Origin of the sequence: Corallococcus sp. AB011P, assembly GCF_003611605.1 — a bacterium.
Classification (GTDB): domain Bacteria; phylum Myxococcota; class Myxococcia; order Myxococcales; family Myxococcaceae; genus Corallococcus; species Corallococcus coralloides.
Genome location: NZ_RAVX01000024.1, coordinates 89,322 through 111,167, shown reverse-complemented (window position 1 = coordinate 111,167; position 21,846 = coordinate 89,322). Strand labels below are relative to the sequence as shown.

The window sequence follows — 21,846 nt, the reverse complement described above, 5'->3', positions numbered from 1 at the left end:
TTCGCCTGGATGTGTGCGCCTGGAGTGAAAAGCAGGTGGGGGACGCAACACCGGTTCTTGAACGGCGAGAATGGAAACAATCGCAGCCGGTGACCACCTCCGGGTCACTGCTCCTCAGGAGCCCCCCATGAGCTACCGCATCCAATCTGGCGACACCCTGTCTGGTCTGGCGAAGCGCTACGGCACCTCCGTGGACTCGCTGATGAAGGCCAACCCGGACATCCAGAACAAGGACCTCATCTACGCGGGCAAGACGCTGAACATCCCCGGCTCGCGCGACAGCTTCGAGCCCGGCACGCAGGGTGTGCGCGGTGGCGGTTCGGGTGGCTCCAGCGGCGCGGGCAACGTGACGGCGCCTCCGGGCGGCGCGGGCCCGGGCACGCGCGGCCCCGGTGGCAGCCCGTTCGACATCGCGATGTCTCACATGGGCAAGAACGCCGGCTCGCTGAAGTACGAGACGAGTGGCGTGGGCGCGGACATGGAGGACTGGGTCCCCAACAACGTCAACTGCGCCAACTTCGTCTCCGCGTGCCTGGAGCAGGCCGGGCAGATCAAGGACAGCCAGCACAGCGCGTCCGTGATGACGCTCCAGGCGAACCTGGACCGCGACCCGAACTTCAAGCGCGTGGACCTGAAGGACGCGAAGCCCGGCGACGTCGTCTCCATGAAGGTGGGCAGCGGCCAGCACGTGGTGATGTTCGCGGGCTGGAAGGACGGCAAGGCCCAGTTCATCGGCTCCAACAACATCAACTCGGACGGCTCGCAGCGCATCAGCCTCACGTCCATGAACTACCCCATCATGTCCGTGCACCAGTACCAGGGCTGAACAGACCTGTAGCCTGAAGTCCCCGGTGGGGCCTTCGCCTTCCGCGCTCCTGGCGCCTGGAAGGGGGAGGCCCCATCCGCTTTTCGCGGGCATGGAGCCAGGCGCCTGCCCTCCAAGGCACCCGGAGTGGCGCGGGCCGCACATTGCCAATGGCCTATCGTCCAGGGCTGGACGTTCCCTGGACACGGGGTCTTTCGGACGGAGCCGGACGGGGGGAGGCTCCCGGAGCAATGCGAAGCCTCATCCTCCTCGTGGAAGACCATGTCGACAGCCGTGAGATGCTGGAGGAGTTCCTCACGCTGGAAGGGTTCGCCGTGGAGGTCGCCGGCAACGGCCTGCACGCCTGGGAGCGCCTGAGGCGCGGCCCCACACCGGACGTGATGCTGCTGGATTTGATGATGCCGGTGATGAGCGGCTGGGAGCTGATGGAGCGCGTGCAGAAGGAGCCGCGCCTGAAGAACCTGCCCGTCATCGTCGTGTCGGGCGCGGGCGCCACCCGCCCCGTGCCCCAGGGCATCCGGGCGTCCATCCCCAAGCCGTTGGATCTGGACGACCTGATGCGCGCGTTGGAGCCGTTCCGCTCCTCCCCGCAGTCGCAGTTAGCCGCCGCCTACTGAGCCGCGGCCGGCGGCGTCGCGGGCTGCGCCGGCTCGCGAGGCAGGAGCACGCGGAAGACGGTGCCTTCCGACGCGCGCGAGCGCACCTCGATGCGGCCCCCGTGGCCCTTCACCACCTGTTCGACGATGTAGAGCCCCAGCCCCAGGCCGCCGTGCGTGTTGCTGCCCGCGCCGCGCCGGAAGGGGTCGAACAGACGCGGCAGCATGTCCGGCGGGATGGGGTCTCCGCCGTTCTGCACCTCCAGCACCACGTGCGCGTCCGCGTCCGACAGCGTGAAGCGCACGGGTGAGTCCGGCGGGCTGTACTGGAGCGCGTTGCCGCCCAGGTTGCTCACCACCTGGAGCAGCCGGCCCGAGTCCCAGGAGCCGTCGTAGCGGCCCGGGCCCACGTTCAACGTCAGCGAGCGCTCCGGCCACGCCGCCTCCAGCTCCTCCACCGCCTGGCGCACCACCGCGCGCACGTCGCCGGGCACCCGCTCAATCGGGATGCCGCCGCCCAGCCGGCTGCGGGTGAAGTCGAGCAGCTCCGAAATCATCCGCGCCATGCGCTCGGTGGAGCGCGCGATGCGGGACACCGCCTTGCGGTCGCGCTCCTGGAGCGCGTCGCCGTGCAAGAGCTTGGTGACGGACAGCTGGATGGCGTTGAGGGGGTTTCGCAGGTCGTGGCTGACGATGGCGATGAGCCGCTCGCCGAACTGCGCCGCCTCCCGCGCCGCATCTTCCGCGCGGCGGCGCTCGGTGACGTCCACCAGCGTGACGACACCCGCGACGATGTGGTCATCCCGGTCACGCACGGGCGCGCTGGAGCCCAGCAGGTGCGCGGTGGTGCCGTCCGGCCGGCGCACCTGGAGCGGCTCCGCCTGCCGCGTCTCACCGGTGCGCAGCGCGCGGGCCATGGGCCACGCGTCGTCCGCCAGCGGCTGGTTGTCCGCGGTGAACATCTGGTGGGACGACTCGTAGTCCGCCAGGCTGGCCGAGGGCCGGAACGGCTGCCCCAGCAGCGACTCCAGCGCGCGGTTGCCCAACAGCAGCCGGCCGCTGGGCGCCTCCGCGATGAGCACACCCGCGGGGAGCTGATCCAACACCGCCGCCAGCCGCGCGCGCTCCGCCTCGATGGTGGCCAGCAGGCGCTGCCGCTCCGCTTCCGCATTCCGGCGCTGGGTGATGTCCAGCACCGTGGCGGCGCGGCCCACGCGGCGGCCCGTGGCGTCCCTCAAGGACGTCACGTGCACGAACGCGGGGAAGCGGCTGCCGTCGCGGCGCAGGTGCAGCGCTTCGTATTCGTGGAACGGCTTGGAGCTGGCGGCGGCCATGTGCCGGGGCAGCGCGCCGCGCGACTCGGGCGCGACCAGGTCCTCCAGCCGCAGGCCCTTGAGCGCCTCCGCGGGCTGTCCGTGCATGCGCGCGAGCGCGGGGTTCGCCGCCACGAACGCGCTGTCCTCCGCGGCCATCACCGCCACGCCCACGCCCAGGTGCGTGAAGATGTCCTCCCACCGCTGGGGCCCGGACGCGTCCGGAGCGCCCTGCTCGCGCGCCGCCTCCGCCGCCTCGCGCGACGCGAGCATCCGCGCCTGGACGTGGGCCTCCAGCGCCGCGGCCTCCACCGCGTCCACGGCGTCGTGGAAGCGCTCCACCTGTTCTTCGTCGCCCGGGCCCCCGCCGCCCCGCTCCCGCCACAGCCGCAGCACCGTGTCGCGCAGGCGCCGGAAGTTCGTCGTCGTGGGGTGCCCGTTGGAGCCCTGCACCAGCAGCGACAGCTCGCGCGCCAGTGAGTCGGAGACGCGCGCGTCCGGGTTCGACATCCGCGCCGCCACCGCGGACAGCCCGTGCGTGAAGGTGTCGCCAGAGCCCGGGGCTTCGTGGAGCCACGCGTCCTGCAGGACGTCACGGGACTGGAAGAGGAAGTCGGCCAGGGGCAGGGACACGGTGCGAGGCTCGCGGGGCGAAGGGGACCTGGGCTGCGTCCGGTAGAAGAGGAGGTCACCTCCGACTTAGGCCCCCGCTTTCCATGCGACAAGGACCGTCTGACGACGTGTCAGGAGGAAGGCGAACGGACCAGGCCCAGCGGCAACAAGGCGGTCAACCGCAGGAGCCCCGCGTCCGGCTCCACGCGGTAGCGGACCTGGAAGCCGCAGGCGAGCACCGTCGCCCCCTCCCGCCCCGACGGCGGCACCGGCAGCCCCGGCATCCGGCTGGCGAGCGCCCCCAACTCCGCCTGAAGCCGCTCACGCACCGCGGGCGTACACGCCGTGAGCGTGCGCACCACCGGGGGTTCCAGCAGGCAGCGGTAGGCCATGAGCACCGCCAAGGGTGCGCATCTACAGCCCAACTACAAGATGACAGTGGCACGGTGACGCGAGCTGTCGGGCGCCGGGCGCCGGGGGGGAACATTCGCCGGGGCACACTGTCGGACAGATGACGCTGGGGCTCCCGCCAGACCCGGGTCCGCTTCAAGAACCCGAGGAAAAACAGGTCGAATCGGGGGATGGCCCTGGGCGTCCACCACCTGCTGCTCGTCGAGGACGACCGGACCTGGCGAGAGGGCGTGGGCCGCGCGGCGCGTGAAGCAGGCTTCGTGGTGTCGTCCGTGGCGGACGGCGCGGAGGCGTTGGACTGGCTGCGTCATCGCCCGCGCGCGCAGCACCCGGACCTCATCCTCCTGGACGTGGTGTTGCCCCGGTTGGATGGATGGGAGCTGTACGGCCACCTGCGCACGGACGCGCGGCTGCGGCACCTGACGGTGATGCTGATGTCCTCGGCGAGCGGAACGCCGGACGTGCCGCTGCACGGGGTGGTGGGCTTCCTGCACAAGCCGCCGCAGCCGGAGGAGCTGGTGCGGGCCCTGGCCGAGCGGCTGCGCGAGCTGCCCGGGCGACCGAAGGAGCCCCCGCGCGTGCCGTACGTGCTGCGGCTGACGGACGAGTCGCTCTACGCGCTGCACGCCCTGCCGGCCCCGGTCCGTCACGCGGTGCGCGTGCACCTGTTGCGCGCCTCGGAGCTGGCGGCCTCGGAGCTGCCCCTGGCGTCGTCGTGGCTGATGGCGCTGCACAGCGAGCAGCCCTCGCTGCTGGTGACGGTGGAGGGCGTGCGCGTGGTGCTGGAGGTGGACGACGCTGGCTGCGCGCTGACGGCGAGCATCGTCATCGTGCCCAGCCACCTGCGCTGCGCCTGACGTCGAGGTTCACACCACCGGAACGCGGTGGACCTCGCCGGAGTGCAGGTCCAACCACACCACGCGGCCGAGCAGGTCGTGGATGGCGCACCAGTCCTCCGTGAGGCGCACGACCTGGGGCGGGGTGCCGGAGAACTCCACCGTCACGCGGGCGTGGTCGGCGACGGTGCGCAGGACGGCCGTGTGCAGCTCGCCCTTCTGGAAGCGCGTCACGCGCCAGGAGTGCGAGAGCACCTCGCCCGCGCGCTCCGCGGCCCGCTGGGCCGGGCGGTGGAAGCGCCGCGCGCCGATGGGGGCCACGTAGGTCCACGCTCCGGGCTCCTCGCCCGCGGGCACCGCGCCGCGCCCGGCCATCGCCTCGCCGTCGGGCGTGAGCGCGAGGGCGTCCGGCGTCCCCCACGGAGCCGGCAGGTTCGAGCGTCCACGCAGGGTGGGGCCGCCCGGCAATTCGTAGCACCAGCGGTCCAGGTATTCGAAGACCTGCTCCGGGGTGAGGTGCAGGACGAGGAAGGACAGGTGCTTCGTGTCCACGGCCAGCCTGAGCACGACGCCGCCCTTCTCCGACACGCGCCACAGGGAGCGCGGCTCGGCGGCGAGCGTGTCCACCATGCTCACGGTGTCGCGCACGGCGGTGAACCACCGCTCCCCGTCGTAGGTGGGGGCCCACGCATCCAGCTCCAGGTCGCACCAGCGCGTGGCCCGGCGCTCCATCAGGTCCAGCCGCGACACGCGCCACAGGTCGCCCCGGCGCGCCAGCGCGAGGGCGCGGTTCCCCTGCTCGGACAGGACCAGCGAGAACGCCGGCACGTCGAAGCCCGCGAGCGTGCGTCCGTCCGGGCCCACCAGCCGCGCGCCCGCCTCCCCCAGTGCGAGCAGCACGCGCCGGCCCGGCAGCACCACGGCGTCATGCACGGCGTGGGCGCCCGCGTGGCTCCGGTCCATCCACACACGCACGTTCGGCAGGTCCGGCGACTCGGCCCAGGGCTGCTGGGGGGAGACCTTCGGCGCCGGCATGTCCGTGCGCAGCGCGGCCAACGCGGGGGCCTGTAGGCCGAGGAGTTGCTGGAGGAGCCTCGCGTTGGAGGGGAGCCCGTCCACCGCCTCGTCGCGCATCAGCGAGCGGATGGTGGGGACGAGGAGCGCGTCGCGGGTCTCGGGGGCGCCCGCGCGCGGCAGCACCGTGGCGAAGGCCAGGCGTTCCGGGGCGCGCGCGGCGGTTTCATCCGACAGCAGGGTCTGGATGTCCTCCCGCGCGGCGTCCAGGCCGTCCGGGAACTCGAGCGCCAGGCGCGCCAGGAGCTTCGCGCCCCCCATGCCGCCGGCCTGGATGCCCCGCTCCACCCAGGTGCGAGCGAGGTGACGCGCGGAGGCCACCGGCCACACGACGTCCACCGCGCTCGTCCAGTCTCCGGCCTCCGCGAGCGACTCCGCCCACAAGAGGCGCAGGGCCTGCGCTTCGGCGGAGTGGGTCTTCTCCAGGCGCAGCACGGCGTCCGCGAACACGCCCGAGCGCCGGGCGATGGCCACCGCGCGCTCCACATCCTTCGCGAGGAACCACTGGCGCACCACGAGGCCCGGCGCGAGGTTGCGCCCCTCGGCGAGCTCCGCCGCGAGCTGGAGGCGGCCGTGGCTCTCCAGGAAGGACACGGCCTCTTCGGCCGCGTCCAGCAGCTCCGCGAGGACGAAGGCGGCCTCGTCGATGCGGCCTTCGCGCTCCAGGCGGCGGAAGGTCTCGCGGTAGCGCTCGCGCAGCGCCGCGAACACGTCGGGGCCTCCGCCGAAGGACTGCGCGGCACCGCCCTGGCCGTAGGGCTGGATGCGCAACTCCTCGCGCGGGCCGGGCACACCGAGCGCGAGCTGCGCGCGTGCGTCCATCGTCTTGCTCAGGGGAACGGCGTGGCGCAGGGCCTCGTCGAGGTTGCCCTGCTCGAAGAGCTCGAAGAGGTGGCGCAGGTAGTCCTGCTTGCGCTGCCCCAGGGGCGTGTTCTGGAGGAGCCACGCCTTGAGCCATTCGAGCGCCCCCGGGCCCTGCGGTTCGGCGGGGCGCGTGCCGGCGCCGGAGGTCCGCGAGCCCTGTGAAGCCGTGGCGTTGGCGTGCCCGAGCATCCCGGCGAGCAGCCGCGAGAGCCAACCGGCACGACGTGGGGCCAACGTGCTGCCCGGTGCGCCTTGCGTGTCCGTACGGAAGGCCTGGCGCAGCCGCGCGAAGAAGCCCTCACGGCGCACGGTCAGGGTGGCGTCGCCGGGCCTCCGCGAGAAGGCCCGCCGCAGCCGCGCGAAGAAGCCCTCACGGCGCACCACGGGGACCTCACGCCCCTCCATGCGCGCCAGCATGCGCTCCGCTTCGGGCGCGAGCGCGGGCACCTTCGGTCCGAACCGCTCGCGCGTGGGCGGCGGCAGGGGCTCCAGCGCGACATTCATGGGCGGAGGCGGCGCGCCCAGGCCCTTCACCCGCACGCGCCGCCACTCCGATACGTCCAGCCACGTCCCCGGATCCACCTGGCGCAGCGCTCCGGGCCCGTACATCCGCGCGACACCCTCGTGCACCAGCACGACGGCTCCCGGCGGAGGCGCCAGCCGCTCGCGCTCCTTCGGGCTCAGCGGCGCGCTGGTGAGCACGCCGGACTCCAGCACCAACGGCAGTCCCGGCGCGGCCTCCACCGCGCTCTTGCACGGTGTCGACAGCTTCAGCAGATGGCCCCCCGCCAGCGCCCAGACCGTGGCGCCGGGCCTCCAGGCTGCCAGCACGCGGCGGCGCGCCTCGGCCTCTCCCAGCAGCCCGGGGTGGAACCACCAGGCCGCCACCACCACGGTGCCCCGGTGCACCTGGACGCGAGGACGCACGGCTTCCGACGCAGGGCTCACGACGCGGCCTCAGGGACGGAGCGGTACAACATCGCCTGCTCCGACAAGTCCCACAACACGAACTCCCCCGCCCGCGTCAGCCATCCCAACACCGGCTGCGCGTGGCTCGCCGCGGCCTGCACCACGGGGCCATTGGCCACCGCGAGCGTCCGCTCCGGGGAGCGCGAAGAGGAGGTTTGCGAGAAGAAGAGGAAGCTGCGCTGATCCGGATCCAATGCGACCAATCCCGGAAGAGACGGAGCGGGAGGCTGCACCACGCCCACCACACGGTAGCCTTCAGGCATGAGGACGATGGCGGTGACCGGGTCGAGGAACAACCTCCAGATGAACTCCTTGTCACGAACCGCGAGCAGTCCCGCATCGGGGTGCGTTCCCGACGGCGCGTAGCCGAAATACGCATCCCCCTGTTGGCTGCTGAGCGGGACCATGCGGGCCGGCTCCTCGCCCAGCATCTTGAGCCGCGAGATGCCCACCCGCCCCGCCCCTTCTCCCTGAGGCCGCAGTACACAAAGCGGGCGCGCCTTCACCTCCGCCATCGCGGAGACGCCCTCCTCCTCCACCTCGAGCGCCACGGTCCCCGCCGAGGAGGGAGGCGGCAGCGAGAACAGCCGGTCCTTGCCGTCCTTCAACCACACGCGTTCATGCCCGCCATGCCCGCGCCGCGCCCCCTGGCTCAAGAGGGTCAACGGGAGCGCGCCCGGCGAGGGGGCCGGCCGCACGGAGTCGTCCGACACGTGATAGCGCCCCGTCCGGAAACCCTCGGGTGCCCGCAGCTGCCCGTGCAGCACGTAGGTATCCCCATGGCGCGCGAGCACGAGCAGTCCACCCGAGGAGCGCCATCCCGCCGCGACCACGCGCTGCCCGGGAGGCACCTGGACGCGCCGGGGCTTGGGCACGGTCGCGCGAGGAGAATGCGGCACCGCCATGGCCTCGACGGCACCATCCGCGGAGAACAGCAGCACGCGCCGGCCATCCCCGGAGAAGGAGAAGCCCACGATGCGCCGGTCGGCCTTGCGCGGCGTCCCCCCGGCGGACGCCCGCTCGGAACGGAAGGGATTGCGCAGCAGGCGCAGACAATCCTCCGGAGGCGGAAGCTCCAGCACCACCGGGCGGGGAACACGGGCCGAGGGCCGCACGTCCACATTGAGCCGGTGCGCGCCGGGCTCCATCGGTTCGGAGACCTCCACGCGGGACATCCCCTCCGCGCCCTCCAGACGCCCCAGGCGCGAGGAGCCCACGAGCCACACGTCCTCGGGCGCCCGTGAAAGGTCCAGGGCCTCGCGCCACGAGGACAGGTGCAGCGACGAGGCGGGCGTGGTGGAGCGGGCGTTGAGCCACGCGTGGAGCGACGGGATGCCCAGGCCCGCATGGGTGGCGCGAGCGGGATCGGTCTGGAGCGCGCCCCAGGTGAACGCCGCACCCGCGGCCTCCGCGCGGCGCGCGAGCACGACCAGCAGCGAGAGGTGCGCGATGCGCGGCAGGCCCAGTTGATCCGGTCCCACGTCCAGCAGCACCACGGTGCGCCGAGCCCCCTGCGGCTGCCGGAACGCGGGCTTGAGGAACGACAGCTCGCCGTACGCCGCGCGGCGCACCAGTTCCTCCGGCGCCTCCAGTGCCCAGAGCCACTCACTGACGAGCAGCCGTTCGAAAGGCCCCCGGCGCGAAAGCCCGTCATAGCCTTGAGGCTCACCACCCTCGGCCTCACCGCGAGGCCGCAGCGTCCCGACCGCCGCGGACAACCGCGCCACGTGCGGCCCCAGGTGCCGCGCCAGGTCCTCCGGGAAGAGGGACAGCTGCGCCGCCCAGGGGCGCAGCGCGGGAGGCAACGCGGTCGTCACGAAGCGGCCTCCACGGCCGTGGCGGACAGCCACGCGGTCAACGAGGCGCGCGCGACAGGCTTGGCCGCCGCGACGGAGACGAGCATCCCTGACGCGGGCAGCACCGCGAGCGGCGCATCGCCCTGCCCCGCGAGCAGCGCGCGCTCCAGCAGCGAAGGCGCCACCTCCGGCTCCATCGCGCAGGGCAGCAGCAGCGCGGGCGCCAGCGGGTCACGCCCCAGGTACACCGCGCCATCCACCCAGGGCAGCGAAGCGGAGGTTCCCAACAGCACGAGCACGTCCGGACCCGCGACACCGTTCCATGAAGCGAGCGTCGCGTCCTCCGCCCGCGAAGCGCGGTGTCCCAGCGCGAGCGCCACGGGGCCGACGCCGGCCACGGCCACGGGCTCCAGGGGCAGGGCTCGGGGGCGCCAGCGCACGGGAAGTCCCGCGACGGCTGGTTCCAATGGCGGCCTCATGATGCCCTGCTCCCGCGCATCCCACGCCCGTTGATCACCCCGGCACTCTAGACCGCGCCGGGCATGACGCGCGACAGTCCGCCGGACTTCCGCTGTACAGCGTCCGGAGCCCCTGCCCATGCTCCCGAGCATGAGCACGACCCGGATCCGCCACCACCTGAAGGCCCCCCGTGCGCGCGTCTACAGCGCCCTGATTGACGCCCGCGCGGTCGCGACCTGGATGGTGCCCGACGGCATGACGAGTCAGGTGCACGTCTTCGAACCGCGCGAGGGCGGCGCGTTCCGAATCTCGCTCACCTACGACGCGCCCACGGAGACCGGCAAGACGACCGCGCACACGGACACGCATCACGGCCGCTTCGTGAAGCTCGTGCCGGATGAACAGGTCATCGAAACCACTGAGTTCGAGACTACCGACCCCGCGCTTCAAGGAGAGATGATCATCACGTTCACGCTCACCGACGCGCAAGGTGGGGGCACCGACCTCCTCGCCGTGCACGAAGGACTCCCACCCGGCGTGCCACCCGCCGACAATGAGATGGGATGGAGGATGTCCCTGGAGAAGCTCGCGAAGTACGTCGAGCAGAAGCCCTCGGCGTAACGACAGCGCCCGAGCCACGACCTTCAGCAGGGCCGATGAAGGTCGTGAAGTGCCGATGGGGGTGTGCGGCTGCGCATCGGCGTACCGGCAGCGCCCGAGCCGCGACTTTCAGCAGGGCACGTGTAGGACGTGTTGTGCCGCATCAGCGTGACGACAGCGCTCCCACCACGAAGCAAAGGGCGTGTCGTCCCGCCAGGGCATGCAGCTCCGAAGGAGAAGCCACCAGCGTCACGCCGCGCGCGTGCTCGCTTCTTCCTCCAGCACCACCGCCACCGCGCTACGCAACGCACGCAGCGTCTCCGGCAGTGCTTCCGGTGCGAAGCCCGCATCCATCTCGCGCGCCACGCCCTCCAGCTTGAGCCGCCACGCGGCCACCGCGTCCACGTCCACGGGCCGCGACTCCAGCAACACGTGCCCCGCCTGCGCGATGCGCTGGGCCCGAGCCAGCGGCCCCGCGCTCGCCTCCAGCGCCGCGGCCGGCAGCGCCAGGTTCTCCGACGCGGACAGCACGTCGCGCAGCACGTCGCGCGCCAGCGCCTGCGCCTCCTTCGTGGGCACCGCGTAGACGAGCGGCCACAGGTCCGCCACGCCCGGCGTCGTCCGCCCCGCCAGCGCCGCGGCGGCAGCCACCAACCGCTGCACCTTCACCGCGCGCCGGTCCGACAACGCGATGCCCGCGGCCCGCAACGTCCTCAGCGCTTGCGCCAGGTGCGGCCGCACCGGCCCCAGGTCCGCGCGCCTCGCCGCCTGGGCCACCACGTCCAGGGACGCAAGCGACGCCACTCGCGGCGCCGCGTCCGCCCACAGCGACGCGCCTCCCTCCAGCAGCTCCTCCAACCGCGGATCCGGCACCGGCTCCACGAAGATGCGCGCCAGGAACCGGTCCGCGAACGCGGCCAGCGCATCATCTTCGGGCAGCGCGTTGGACGCGCCCACGCACACCCGCAGCGGACACTGCATGCGCGTGTGGCCGCGCCGGAAGGTGCGCTCGTTCAGCAGCCCCAGCAGCGTGTTGAGGATGGCGGTGGAGCCCAGGAACACCTCATCCAGGAAGGCCACCTCCGCCTCCGGCAACATGCCCGCCGTCTCCGTCTCCACCAGCCCCTCGCGCAGCTTGCGCAGGTCCACCGGCCCGAAGATTTCAGACGGCTCCGTGAAGCGCCCCAGCAGGTACTCGAAGTAGGAGCCGCCCAGGCCGCGCGCCGTCCTGCGCACCGCCTCGCTCTTCGCGGTGCCCGGCGGTCCCACGACGAGCAGGTGCTCGCCCGCCACCGCCGACAGCGCCACCAGCTCCACCATCGCCTCGCGCTCGACCAGCCCCCGGCTCGCGTCGGTGAGCGCGTCGCGGACCTCGGCCACCGCGACCTCGAAAGATACGGACATGCCCGCAAGCCTAGCCTCGCCCCCGGTCCGGCATACAGTGGCGGCATGGATACGAAGTGGAAGTGGCTGGTCCTGGCGGGCGTCCTGGGCGCGGGGCCAGCGGTCGCGGACGGGTGGCATGGTTATGCCTCCCTGGGCGCGGGCATCACCCTGGATCATTTCAGCGACTGGCGCGCCAAGGGCCCCGCCCTCCAGGCCTGGCTCGGCGTGGAGACCCCGCCCGGCCTGTCCCTGGGCGTCGTCTTCGAGACCACCCAGACCTGGGGCCAGCAGTTCGCGGAGGCCCAGAACCCGTCCGAGATGAGCCGCGTGCAGCTCGACTACACCGCCGTGGGCCTGGAGGCCCGCCTGCGCTTCCTGGGCGACAAGCCGGTGACACCGTGGGTGGGTGCGCGCCTGGCGAAGAGCTGGTCGCAGCCCTTCACCCCGGACAGCCTGGGCCAGCTGCGCCGCGAGGACTTCGACGTCACCAGCATGGCCTTCCGCGTGGGCCTGGACGGCTGGATTAGCGACCGGTGGGGCATCTCCGTCGCCACCGCCATCCAGTTCTGCGACGTGAAGTTCACCAAGGCCACGGATGACACCAACGCCAGCGCGGGCGTCAGCGTGAACATGTGCGCCAAACCGCTCCAGAGCATCGTCGCCGGCCCCGTGCTGCGCTTCTAGCGCGGGTACAGTGCGCGCCCATGAACGCGCCGCCCCCCACCTCAGGTCCCCGCTGGCTCTACCTGCACGGCTTCGCCTCCGGCCCCCTCTCCGCCAAGGGCGTCTGGCTGGACGCGTACTGGGCGAAGCAAGGCATCTCCCTGGAGCGCCTCAACCTGCGCGTGCCGTCGCTGGAGCACCTGAGCCTGCACGCCATGCTGGACACCGTGCGGGACGCGCTGGGCGCCCCCAATGACCGCTCCGTCCTCATCGGCTCCAGCATGGGCGGGCTCGTCGCCGCGCGCACCGCCGAGCAGGACGCGCGCGTGGGCGCACTGGTCCTGCTGGCCCCCGCCTTCCGCTTCGTGGAGCAGCTCCAGCGCCGCCTGGGCCCCAACAACTGGACGGAGTGGAAGCGCACGGGCTACCTGGAGACGGACGACCACGCGGAGAAGCGCCGCACGCGTGTGCACCACGGCATCATGGAGGAGGCCCAGCTCATGGACACGAAGCGCGGCCCCTGGCCCGACGTGCGCGTGCCCACCCTCATCATCCACGGCCGCCAGGACGACACCTGCGACGTGCGCTATTCGCGCGAGTGGGCCCAGGGCAAGCGCCACGTCCGGCTGGTGGAGGTGGACGACGGCCACGAGCTGACCGCCTCGTTGGAGCTCATCGCGAAGGAGGCGGATGCCTTTCTCACCCCGTGGCGAGGTGTGGAGCAACCCCGGCAGGTGTTCACTGGCGGCTGACCGGTGCGCGTCCGCACCGCGGTCGTATTCGCGCCGCGAACGCGCCGGTTAAGGTGGCGGCCATGAACCGCGAATACCACCGCTGGCACAGCCCGCGGCTGAACCGGGACATGGAAGTGCTGCTGTACGGGCACTCGGGCGAACCCGTCATCCTGGTGCCCACGAGCAAGGGCCGCTTCTTCCAGGCCGAGGACTTCGGCCTCATCGGCGCCATCGCGGATGGCATCGCCGCGGGCCGCTACGTCGTGGTGTGCGTGGACTCGGTGGATGAGGAGTCCTGGTACAACAAGGACGTCGCCCCCGCCGTGCGCGTGGCCCGCCATGCCCAGTGGGAGGACTACCTGCTGCATGAGGTGGTGCCGCTCGCGAAGGGCCGCGCCGCCGGAGGCCGCCTCACGCTCGCCGGGTGCAGCCTGGGCGGCTTCCACACGTACAACGTGGGCCTGCGCCACCCGGACGTCTTCCAGCGCCTCATCTCCATGGGCGGCAAGTTCGAGACGGAGGACTTCCTCGACGGCCACCACGACGAACAGGTGTACTTCCACACCGCGCCGCAGTGGCTGCCCAACCTGCACGACATGGGGCGCCTGTCCGCCCTGCGCCGCGTGGAGATGACCCTGGCCGTGGGCGAGCACGACTTCTGCCGCCCCTCCAACGAGAACCTCTCCAAGGTCCTCTGGCAGAAGGACATCCGCAACGACCTGTCCATCTGGGACGGCGGCACCCATGACTGGCCCGTGTGGCGGCAGATGATCCGCCAGTACCTGCCGGCCTGAAGTCCCCGCGGACGCCGGACACGACAAAGCCTCCGGTCGGAAGGACCCGGAGGCTTGGGATGCACCATCGTGAGCAGCCGGAAGGGCTACTCGATGGGCATGAACACCTTGAAGCCGGTGCGGCCGCTGTTCGTCGTGTTGCGCTCGATGAAGTCGCTGGCGGACGAGTGGCCGTCGCCCAGCGTCACCGCCGTGTGGCCGTAGATGCTGCCCAGGCGCGTGGAGGTGGCCTCCCAGGTGAGCACGAGGCCCGGAATCTTCAGCGCATCCTCCAGGGACATGTTCACCTGGCGGAACTTGTCGCGCGGCAGGTTGTTGTCGATCTGGTTGCCGTTGCCCGACACGCCGATGCCCATCGAGTTGCGGATGGCCCGGCTCACGCCCGTGGCGCACAGGCCCTGGCTGTTGTAGCCGCCCATACCCATGGCCGCCGCGCGCGCCGCCTCCGCCAGCCGGCGCCCCTTGTCGGTCCCGCCGGTGGGGGCCACGCCCATCGGGCCGCCCACGTCCTGCCCACCACCCACGCCACGCCCACCGCGAACGCCCTGACGGCCACCGGCGTCGAAGCTGTCACGACCGGAGTGGCCGATGCGCAGCGTCCGACCCGAGAAGATGAGGTCCGGGTTCGAGATGTTGTTGTCGCGCGCCAGCTTCTGCACGGAGGTGCCAAAACGAGCGGCCAGGCCAGAGAGGGTGTCGCCGGGGCGGATGCGGTAGTTGGACATGTAAGCTCCTGGGACAATTGTCGGGTCTTCCAGATCCGTGTTGCGTCCGATTCCTAGATTCTTGGAGTTTCCGCCCACACTACAAGTTTACAACCCGCTCTCCTCAACCCTCCAGCGGCCTGAGGGTGCCCGCGCTGACACGCCAGAAGCGCCACAGCACGGCGGCGGCCACGGTGATGAGGCCCGCGCACAGGCCCCACCAGATGCCCAGCACGCCCATGCCCAGGTGGAAGCCCAGGAGCAGGGTCAGGGGCAGGCCCACGGCGTAGTGGCCCACGATGTTGGCCACGAAGGTGAAGCGCGTCTGGCCGGCGCCGCGCAGCACGCCCGCGCCCACGCCCTGCACGCCGTCGAAGACCTGGAAGATGGCGCTCACCATCAGCAGGGGCAGCAGGAGCGGCAGCACGTCCTCCGGAGCCCCGGCCAGCTTCGCCAGGCCCCGGGGGAAGAGCGCGAACACGAGCCCGCCGAGCGACATGACCACCGCGCCGAGGGCGAAGGCCATCAACCCGCTCCTGCGGGCCTGCGGCGTGTCATGCGCGCCCACGGCCCAGCCCACGCGCACGCTGCCCGCGTTGCCGATGCCCAGCGCCATGGTGAAGGTGAGGCTGGCGAAGGAGATGGCGATTTGATGCGCGCCCACGCTCTCCGGCCCCAGCTTCGCGGACAGCACGCCCGCCAGCGCGAACACGCCCACCTCCGCCGCGATGTGCAGGCCGATGGGCAGCCCCACCCGGAACGCCCGCAGCTGGTCCGCCACCACCGGCTTGCGTGACGGCGTGCCCGGCACCGGGATGGCCTGCACCGCCCGCGCGACGATGAGCACCTCCAGCGCCGTGCACAGGAGCGTGGACAGCGCCGCGCCCGCCGCGCCCATGGCCGGCACATGGGTGAGCGGTCCCGCCCACGTGGGCAGCGACTCGCCGCCGAAGACGAACAGCGGCACCAGCATCACGTTGATGATGTTGGCCAGCACGGCGGACACCACCAGCGGCCGGGGCGTCCCGATGGCCTGCAGGTACGCACGCACCGTGAGGAAGATGAGCATCAGGGGCAGGCTGGGCGCGCGGAAGTGCAGGAAGGCGCGCACCTGGACGATCTGCTCCTCCGCCACACCCACCCAGGGCAGGCCGGACGGCACGGTGATGAGCACCGCCCACAGCACCACGCCCACGAAGGCGGACAGCCACACCCCCTGCCAGAGCACGTCGCGCGCGCGGCGCGGGTTGCCGGCGCCAATGGCCTGGGACACCAGCGGGTCCACGCCCATCATCAGCCCCATCCCGAAGCTGCTGACGGCGAAGAAGAGGGCGTGGCTCAGGCCCACCGCCGCCAGGGCGGACGTGCCGGCCCGGCCGACGATGAAGGTGTCCGTCACGCTCATCAGGGACTGGCCCGCCTGCGCGATGCACAGGGGAATCGCCAGCGCCAGCAGGGCGCGCAGCTCCCCCTTGGCGCCGCGGGCCGGAGGGGAGGACGACACGGAGGGCTCGACGGCTTCGGGCGGCATGACGGGGCCTATAGGGAAGGGATTGCGCTGGTGCAAGCGACGCAATCCCCCGCCCTGTCTGACCGCCCGCCCTCCTCGTCAGGGCGTGCTGACCGGGAACGGTACCGTGACGAGCGGCGTCTGGAGGCTTTGCACCTTCGACACGCGCACCCCCGCGTCGCTGATGGCGTAGACGTAGTCATCCGCCATCACGCTGCGGCGCACTTCCGGCGTGTAGTAGTAGCTCCACTGCGGCAGGTTCGTGGTCTTGAACAGGTCCGACATGGGCACCGCGCCCACCGGAGAGATGCCCGCCGCCAGGTCCACGCGGAACACGCGCAGCTCCGTGCGGAAGCCCTGCCAGTAGTCGTCAGAGGACATGTAGGTCCTCGAGTAGTCCGTGAACGGGATGGCCACCAGCCCCTTGGCCGCGAAGTAGTTGAAGGCCTTGTGCTCGTAGAGGGCCTCGCTCCAGCCGTAGGCCTCGCCCACCAACTGCGTGGCGGTCTCCTTCGGGTTCGCCATGTCGCTCACGTCGAAGAGGGACAGCTTCAGGATGCGCGTCCCGCAGCAGCCGCCGTTGGGATCCGTGTGGATGCCCAGGGTCAGCAGGTGGTGGTCGCCCACCGGGTGCATGTACGTGGAGAAGCCGGGCACCTTCAGCTCGCCCACCTTGCGCGGGTGGGCCGGGTCGCTCAGGTCGAAGGTGAAGAGCGGATCCACCTGGAGGAAGGTGACCACGTAGCCGCGATTGCCCGCGAAGCGCGCGCTGAAGATGCGCTCGCCCTCGGCCAGGTCCTCGCTGCGGCCCAGCTCCGCCAGGTGCCCGTTCTTCACGCCCAGCGTCGTCACGCGGCTGGCCGTCGTGGTGCCGCCCCACCACCAATCCGCATGCTCCGGCTCCGGGAGGCGCGTGGTGACCGTGGTGGCCATGCGCAGCACGCCCTCGTATTCATCCAGGGCGAACTGGTTGATGGGCGTGCCCTCCACCGTCCCGGAGCCCGCGTACACCGCGCGGCCCGGCTGGCTCAGGTCGAACTTGTGCAGGTAGGTGAAGTCCTTCTGCCCCGGCTGCGGCCACCACCAGTAATGCGAGTGCGCCAGGTACAGCGACTCCTTGGACGCGTACACCGTGCCCGGCTCCGCCACCAGGCTGGTGCGCCCTGGCGCCGCCGTGCGCGCGTCCAGGTCCAGCGAAGCCACCGTCACGAAGCCCAGCGCGGACGGCGCGTTGCTCCGGTAGAAGTCACCGCAGGACGTGGGCAGCGACGTCTCCACGCCCGCCGCGTCCACGTGTTTGCCCGCGGGCAGCCACTGGTCCAGCGTGTTCGCGCGGATGTGCTTCTCGTTCTCGGCGATGAGCGCGTCGAGGGTCTTGGTGAGCTTCCCCTCGTCCTTGTAGAGGTCCTCCGAGTAGTCCACCCAGAACTTCACGGCCTCCGGCCAGCGGAACGCGTCCGCCAGCACCAGCCGCACGTTGCTGTCCACGCGGCGCGCCTGGTTGAAGACGCCGGGCAGGTAGACCTGATCAACCACCGTGGGGTGCGCCACGTCCGACACGTCCACCGTGGTCACCTTGGTGCTGTCCGCGTTGTAGTAGCCGCAGCCGAAGCCGTAGCAGGCCATGTCCACGACAGGCACCATGCCCCCGCCCACGCCCCCGCCCACCTTCGCCGGGGTGCCCGGCAGCGACCGCGCCACCTGCGAGACGATGACCAGCCGGTTCTGCGCGTCGAGCAGCATCTCCCGGGGCCAGCCCTCCACCTCCAGCGTCGCCGCCAGCGTGAGCTGCTCCGCGGGCCACGAGCGGTGCGCGTACAGCCGGTTGCCCGACAGCACGAAGATGCGCGTGCCGTCGTTCTGCACGAAGTCCGACTCGTGCACGCCCTCCACCTGGTTGTTGGTGCCGGTGGAGTCATTCGGCGCCTGGCTGCCGCCGCCGGAATTCGCGCCGCCCCCCGCCGCGTCCTCCGTGGGCATCGGCCCGAAGACGACGCCGCCGCGCGTCCCCCGCCCGAAACGCTCCCAATAACCGGGCTTCTGCTGCTCCAGGCTCGCGCGCATCTGCTTCGTCGCGGTGTCCTCGATGTAGCGCTCCAGCGCCGAGCAGTCGTTGAAGGTCTCCAGCTTCAGCGACTGCTGCACGGGTTCGTTGTCCAGGCCGTCCGGGGCCTTGCCCCCGCCGTCACCGCACCCCACCACCAGGAGCGTGAGCCCCACCGTTCCGAAAAGACTTGGCCGCATGCGTGAATCCTCCCTCGAAAGCCTCGCGGGGCGCAGCGCTCTGCCACGCCCATGCCAGGGGAGAATTCCGCGGCTTCTGTCTGTGATTGCGGGGGGTTGGGAGGTGCGCGGGGGCCACCGCCGCTCTCAGAAACCTGAGGCGCGCACGGGACCCGCGGTGGGAAAACCGAGGGACTGGGGCACGAAGCGCACGAAGCGCTGTTGCAGCTGCGCGTCCATGCCTTCCAGCCGCAGGCCCATGCCCGTCTGCGAGCGGAACGCGCTCCCCATCCCGGGCGGGTTGCACCACGCCACCACCGCCTGCGCCTCGCAGGGCGTGCGCTGGCCGGCCATCACCAGGCGCAGGGACAGCCGCGAGCCCTCGCGCGCGGGCGTGAGCGTGCGCACGAAGAGCCCCTGGGGGCTGGCGTCGTGGCTGAAGCCGCTGAGCGTGGGGCCGCCCGGCGTGTTGAACTCCACCACGGTGAAGAAGGGCACCCGCTCCGCGGCCCTCAGCGGCACCGTGCCCGGCGACAGGCGGGCCAGCACCTTCGCCAGCAGCTCGTCCGCGCCCAGCTGCCGCTTGAGCAGCAGCGGCGCGCCGCTCAGCTCCTGCGCGCGGGCCAGCACGTCCGGCGACTCCTCCACCCGCGACATCAGGACCAGCGGCTTGCGCACGAACTGCTCGCGCAGGCGCGTGGCCAGCGACAGGGCCTCGCGCGGCAGCCGCGACACGTCCACCACGAAGCCGTCCAGCTTTTCCCCGTGGGTGACGGCCTGCGCCGCCGCGTCGTCCAGGTCCTTGGCGTAGAGCACGTGCAGCCCCTCGTGCTCCAGCGCTCCGCCCAGGAAGGTGTGCAGGAACCGGCCGCCCTCCACCAGCAGCACGCCCCGCCCGCGCGGCGGGCCCGTCCAGGCGCGCTCGCGAGACAGGCGCACCGCGGCCACCTTCGCCGCCAGCGCCTCCTGGCTCACCGGCTTGGGCAGGAAGTCATCCGCGCCCGCGCGCCCGCAGTGCATCACCTCATGGGGCTCGTCCGCCGCGGTGAACATCACCACCGGCACGTTGCGCCCCGCAGGGTGCGCCTTGACCATCCGGCAGGCCTCGTCCCCCTGGAGCTTCTCCAGGTGCAGGTCCATCAGGATGAGCGCCGGCGTCCGCTGCGCCAGCTCCGCCAGGCACGCATCCGCGCCCTCCAGCCCCACCGCGTCACAGCCCATGCGCGACAGGTGCAGCCGCATCACGTCCCGCGCCGTCCGCGAGTCGTCCACCACGAAGACCAGATCTCTCGGGCGAGGAGAAAAGCCGGGGGTCGTCATGACTCCCGGAGATACGCGGACTCCGGGGAAGGCACCACGGACCCGGCGCCACAACGTGCGCTGGTGGACGCCTTTTCCGTGCGCCGCGGGACGTCAGCCGCGGGGCTCCGCGCGGCCGGACAGCAACTTCGTGAGCTGACGGGCAATGAGGGCGCACTGCGCGGCGTCACCGGCGGCCAGCGCGTCCTTGCCGCCCACCAGCAGTTGCTGCACGGTGCCCACGGCCGACTCGGCCTCCGGGCTGGGGTTCTCCCGGGCGCTCTGCTGGAGCAAGCGGGCCAGCTTCTCCCCGCGCTCCAGCAGCTTGCGGAAGGTCTCCTCCGCCTTGCGCGCGTCCACCACCCCTTGAGCCTGGGCGTAGTTGGACTGCTCCTGGCCCAGCTTCTCCGCCTCGCCCTGCGGCAAGCCGGCCCGGGCCTCCAGGCGCACCAACTCCATGTGGCCGGAGGTCAGGTCGGTGGCCTTCACCGCGAGGATGCCCTCGCCGGACAGCTCGAAGACGACCTCCAGCGGCGTCTCCCCGCGGTTGGCGACGTGCAGGTTCTTGAGGACCACCTCGCCCAGCTTGTGGTTCTCGTCCTGGAACTCGCTCTCCCCCTGGTACACGGGGATGCGCGCCTCGGACTGGCCGGAGGTGCCGGGGAAGAAGATGTCGCGCGCCACCACGGGCACGCCCGTGTTCTTGGGGATGAGCCGCTTCACCCGGCCGCCCATCACGCCCACGCCCAGGCTCTGGCTGGCCACGTCCAACAGCAGCGCCTGCCCCGCCTGGCGGACCAGCTCATCCGCCTGCACCGCGGCGCCCAGCGCCACGGCCTCGTCCGGGTGCACGTCCGTGGAGGGCGCGCGGCCAAAGAAGTCCGCCACCAGCCGGCGCACCAGCGGAACGCGGGTCATGCCGCCCACCAGCAGCACCACATCCACCGAGCGCGGATCCATCCGCGCCTCCGCCATCACGCTCTTGCAGACGTCCAGGCAGCGGCGCGACAGCGGCTCGGAGAGCGTCTCGAAGAAGCTGCGCGTGAGCGCGGTGTTGATTTCGGTGAAGCGCTTCACACCCGCCGTGTGGTCGCCCAGGCCGGACACGGAGATGGTGGCCTCCTCGGACTCGGTCAGCTCGCGCTTGGCCGCCTCCGCCGCCACCTTCAAGCGCCGCAGCGACTGCGCGTCCTTGGAGACCGCCTCCTGGAAGGCGTCCTCCACCTGCGCCAGCAGCCACTGGACGATGCGCTGATCGAAGTCCTCGCCGCCCAGCGCGTGGTCGCCGCCCGTGGCCTTCACCTCGAAGACGCCCGCCTTCACGTCCAGGATGGACACGTCGAAGGTGCCGCCGCCCAGGTCGAACACCAGCGCGCTGCCCTCGAAGCCGCGGGACAGGCCGTACGCCAGCGCCGCCGCGGTGGGCTCGTTGACCAGCCGCACCACCTCCAGCCCCGCGATGGCTGCCGCTTCCCGCGTGGCCTGGCGCTGGTTGTCGTCGAAGTTCGCGGGGACGGTGATGACGCACTTGCGCACGTCGCGCCCGAAGTGCGCCTGCGCGTCCAGGCGCAGCTCGCCCAGGATGAAGGCGGACACCTGCGTCGCCGGCAGCACGCGGCCGGACAGCTTCACGCGCACGTCGCCCGTGGGGCCGGCCACCAGCGGGTACGGCACCACCGCCTTCGCCTGCTGCACCAACTCCGGCGTGTAGCGGCGTCCCAGGAAGCGCTTGGTGGCCCACACCACCGCGTCCGGGTGCTCCTCCCCCAGCGCCTGGGCCGGCTGCCCCACCAGGCGGTCGCCCGCCCGGGTGAGGCCTACCACCGAGGGCGTGAGGCGTCCTCCCGCACGTGAGGGGATGAGGCGCGGGCGTCCGTCTTCCACGGTCGCGACGACGCTGTTGGTGGTGCCCAGGTCGATGCCGATGACAGGTTCTTGCATGGCGAGGGTGGGGCCCACGCTACGGGTAAGCGCCCGCTTCCGCCAAGTCCTGTCGCACCCCGGCCGTCCGTTGCCGGGCGCCGGGCTGCCTTTTGGGGCCCGGAGGCGGCCACCAGCTCACACCCGGAGTGCCCACCCGGGGACGCTTCCCCGCCCCCTCTCTCCAGACCTCGGGAGGCCCCAAGCGGCCACGGCGATCCAACGCATGGCACCGGCATCATTGCCGCCAGGGACGC

18 protein-coding genes are annotated in these 21,846 nt (G+C 71.8%); 7 read left to right on the top strand and 11 right to left on the bottom strand.

Annotated elements, in window-relative coordinates; genetic code table 11:
* Positions 1-127 precede the first annotated feature (127 nt).
* Positions 128-826 carry a LysM domain-containing protein gene (locus D7X30_RS36255; RefSeq protein WP_014393250.1) on the top strand — a complete coding sequence of 233 codons (699 nt, stop codon included), beginning with the start codon at positions 128-130 and terminating at the stop codon, positions 824-826.
* 230 nt (positions 827-1,056) lie between these two features.
* Positions 1,057-1,443, top strand: a complete 387-nt coding sequence (locus D7X30_RS36250; RefSeq protein ID WP_120567543.1) for a response regulator — start codon at positions 1,057-1,059, stop codon at positions 1,441-1,443.
* Here the strand turns inward: D7X30_RS36250 and D7X30_RS36245 are convergent.
* Positions 1,437-3,368, bottom strand: a complete 1,932-nt coding sequence (locus D7X30_RS36245) for a PAS domain-containing sensor histidine kinase (protein WP_233592021.1) — start codon at positions 3,366-3,368, stop codon at positions 1,437-1,439. The two genes, D7X30_RS36250 and D7X30_RS36245, sit on opposite strands and share 7 nt — an antisense overlap.
* Positions 3,369-3,478: 110 nt before the next feature.
* A complete protein-coding gene (locus D7X30_RS36240; RefSeq protein WP_120567542.1) occupies positions 3,479-3,751 on the bottom strand; it encodes a hypothetical protein in 273 nt (90 codons plus the stop codon).
* 177 nt (positions 3,752-3,928) lie between these two features.
* On the opposite strand from D7X30_RS36240, the gene D7X30_RS36235 reads away from it, so the two are divergent.
* Complete coding sequence (locus D7X30_RS36235; RefSeq protein ID WP_120567541.1) at positions 3,929-4,615, top strand: response regulator; 687 nt, start codon at positions 3,929-3,931, stop codon at positions 4,613-4,615.
* A gap of 9 nt (positions 4,616-4,624) precedes the next feature.
* Here D7X30_RS36235 and D7X30_RS36230 read toward each other — a convergent pair whose 3' ends face one another.
* The 3 genes from D7X30_RS36230 to D7X30_RS36220 are packed head-to-tail and all read right to left on the bottom strand — an operon-like array spanning position 4,625 to position 9,776.
* Positions 4,625-7,480: a bpX6 domain-containing protein gene (locus D7X30_RS36230; RefSeq protein WP_120567540.1), complete on the bottom strand. Its 2,856-nt coding sequence runs from the start codon at positions 7,478-7,480 to the stop codon at positions 4,625-4,627.
* Positions 7,477-9,318, bottom strand: coding sequence for an LpqB family beta-propeller domain-containing protein (locus tag D7X30_RS36225; protein WP_120567539.1), 1,842 nt, complete (start codon positions 9,316-9,318; stop codon positions 7,477-7,479). The genes D7X30_RS36230 and D7X30_RS36225 overlap by 4 nt, the downstream gene beginning before the upstream one ends.
* Positions 9,315-9,776 carry a hypothetical protein gene (locus D7X30_RS36220; protein WP_120567538.1) on the bottom strand — a complete coding sequence of 154 codons (462 nt, stop codon included), beginning with the start codon at positions 9,774-9,776 and terminating at the stop codon, positions 9,315-9,317. Before D7X30_RS36220 ends, D7X30_RS36225 begins: the two co-directional genes overlap by 4 nt.
* Positions 9,777-9,906: 130 nt before the next feature.
* On the opposite strand from D7X30_RS36220, the gene D7X30_RS36215 reads away from it, so the two are divergent.
* On the top strand, positions 9,907-10,377 hold the full coding sequence (locus D7X30_RS36215; RefSeq protein WP_233592019.1) for an SRPBCC family protein: 471 nt from the start codon (positions 9,907-9,909) through the stop codon (positions 10,375-10,377).
* 228 nt (positions 10,378-10,605) lie between these two features.
* Here the strand turns inward: D7X30_RS36215 and D7X30_RS36210 are convergent, their stop codons facing one another.
* Entirely contained in the window at positions 10,606-11,760 is a 1,155-nt protein-coding gene (locus D7X30_RS36210) for an AAA family ATPase (protein WP_120567536.1), read from the bottom strand.
* A gap of 45 nt (positions 11,761-11,805) precedes the next feature.
* On the opposite strand from D7X30_RS36210, the gene D7X30_RS36205 reads away from it, so the two are divergent.
* From D7X30_RS36205 to D7X30_RS36195, 3 genes are all read left to right on the top strand, one after another.
* Entirely contained in the window at positions 11,806-12,426 is a 621-nt protein-coding gene (locus D7X30_RS36205) for a hypothetical protein (RefSeq protein ID WP_120567535.1), read from the top strand.
* Positions 12,427-12,446: 20 nt separating this feature from the next.
* Positions 12,447-13,157 (top strand): YqiA/YcfP family alpha/beta fold hydrolase, encoded by a 711-nt coding sequence (locus D7X30_RS36200; protein ID WP_120567534.1) that lies wholly within the window; start codon positions 12,447-12,449, stop codon positions 13,155-13,157.
* A 62-nt stretch (positions 13,158-13,219) separates the two neighbouring features.
* Entirely contained in the window at positions 13,220-13,933 is a 714-nt protein-coding gene (locus D7X30_RS36195; protein WP_120567533.1) for an esterase family protein, read from the top strand.
* A gap of 86 nt (positions 13,934-14,019) precedes the next feature.
* Here D7X30_RS36195 and D7X30_RS36190 read toward each other — a convergent pair whose 3' ends face one another.
* The 5 genes from D7X30_RS36190 to D7X30_RS36170 all read right to left on the bottom strand — a co-directional run bounded on the left by D7X30_RS36190 (position 14,020) and on the right by D7X30_RS36170 (position 21,610).
* Complete coding sequence (locus D7X30_RS36190; protein ID WP_199724646.1) at positions 14,020-14,658, bottom strand: LysM domain-containing protein; 639 nt, start codon at positions 14,656-14,658, stop codon at positions 14,020-14,022.
* A 103-nt stretch (positions 14,659-14,761) separates the two neighbouring features.
* On the bottom strand, positions 14,762-16,168 hold the full coding sequence (locus tag D7X30_RS36185; RefSeq protein ID WP_120567532.1) for an MATE family efflux transporter: 1,407 nt from the start codon (positions 16,166-16,168) through the stop codon (positions 14,762-14,764).
* A gap of 78 nt (positions 16,169-16,246) precedes the next feature.
* Positions 16,247-18,391, bottom strand: coding sequence for a beta-propeller domain-containing protein (locus D7X30_RS36180; RefSeq protein ID WP_120567531.1), 2,145 nt, complete (start codon positions 18,389-18,391; stop codon positions 16,247-16,249).
* 126 nt (positions 18,392-18,517) lie between these two features.
* The gene (locus D7X30_RS36175; RefSeq protein WP_120567530.1) at positions 18,518-19,690 is read right to left on the bottom strand and encodes a TIGR02266 family protein; all 1,173 of its coding nucleotides are present in this window, start codon (positions 19,688-19,690) and stop codon (positions 18,518-18,520) included.
* 93 nt (positions 19,691-19,783) lie between these two features.
* On the bottom strand, positions 19,784-21,610 hold the full coding sequence (locus tag D7X30_RS36170) for an Hsp70 family protein (protein WP_120567567.1): 1,827 nt from the start codon (positions 21,608-21,610) through the stop codon (positions 19,784-19,786).
* Between the last annotated feature and the right edge of the window lie 236 nt (positions 21,611-21,846).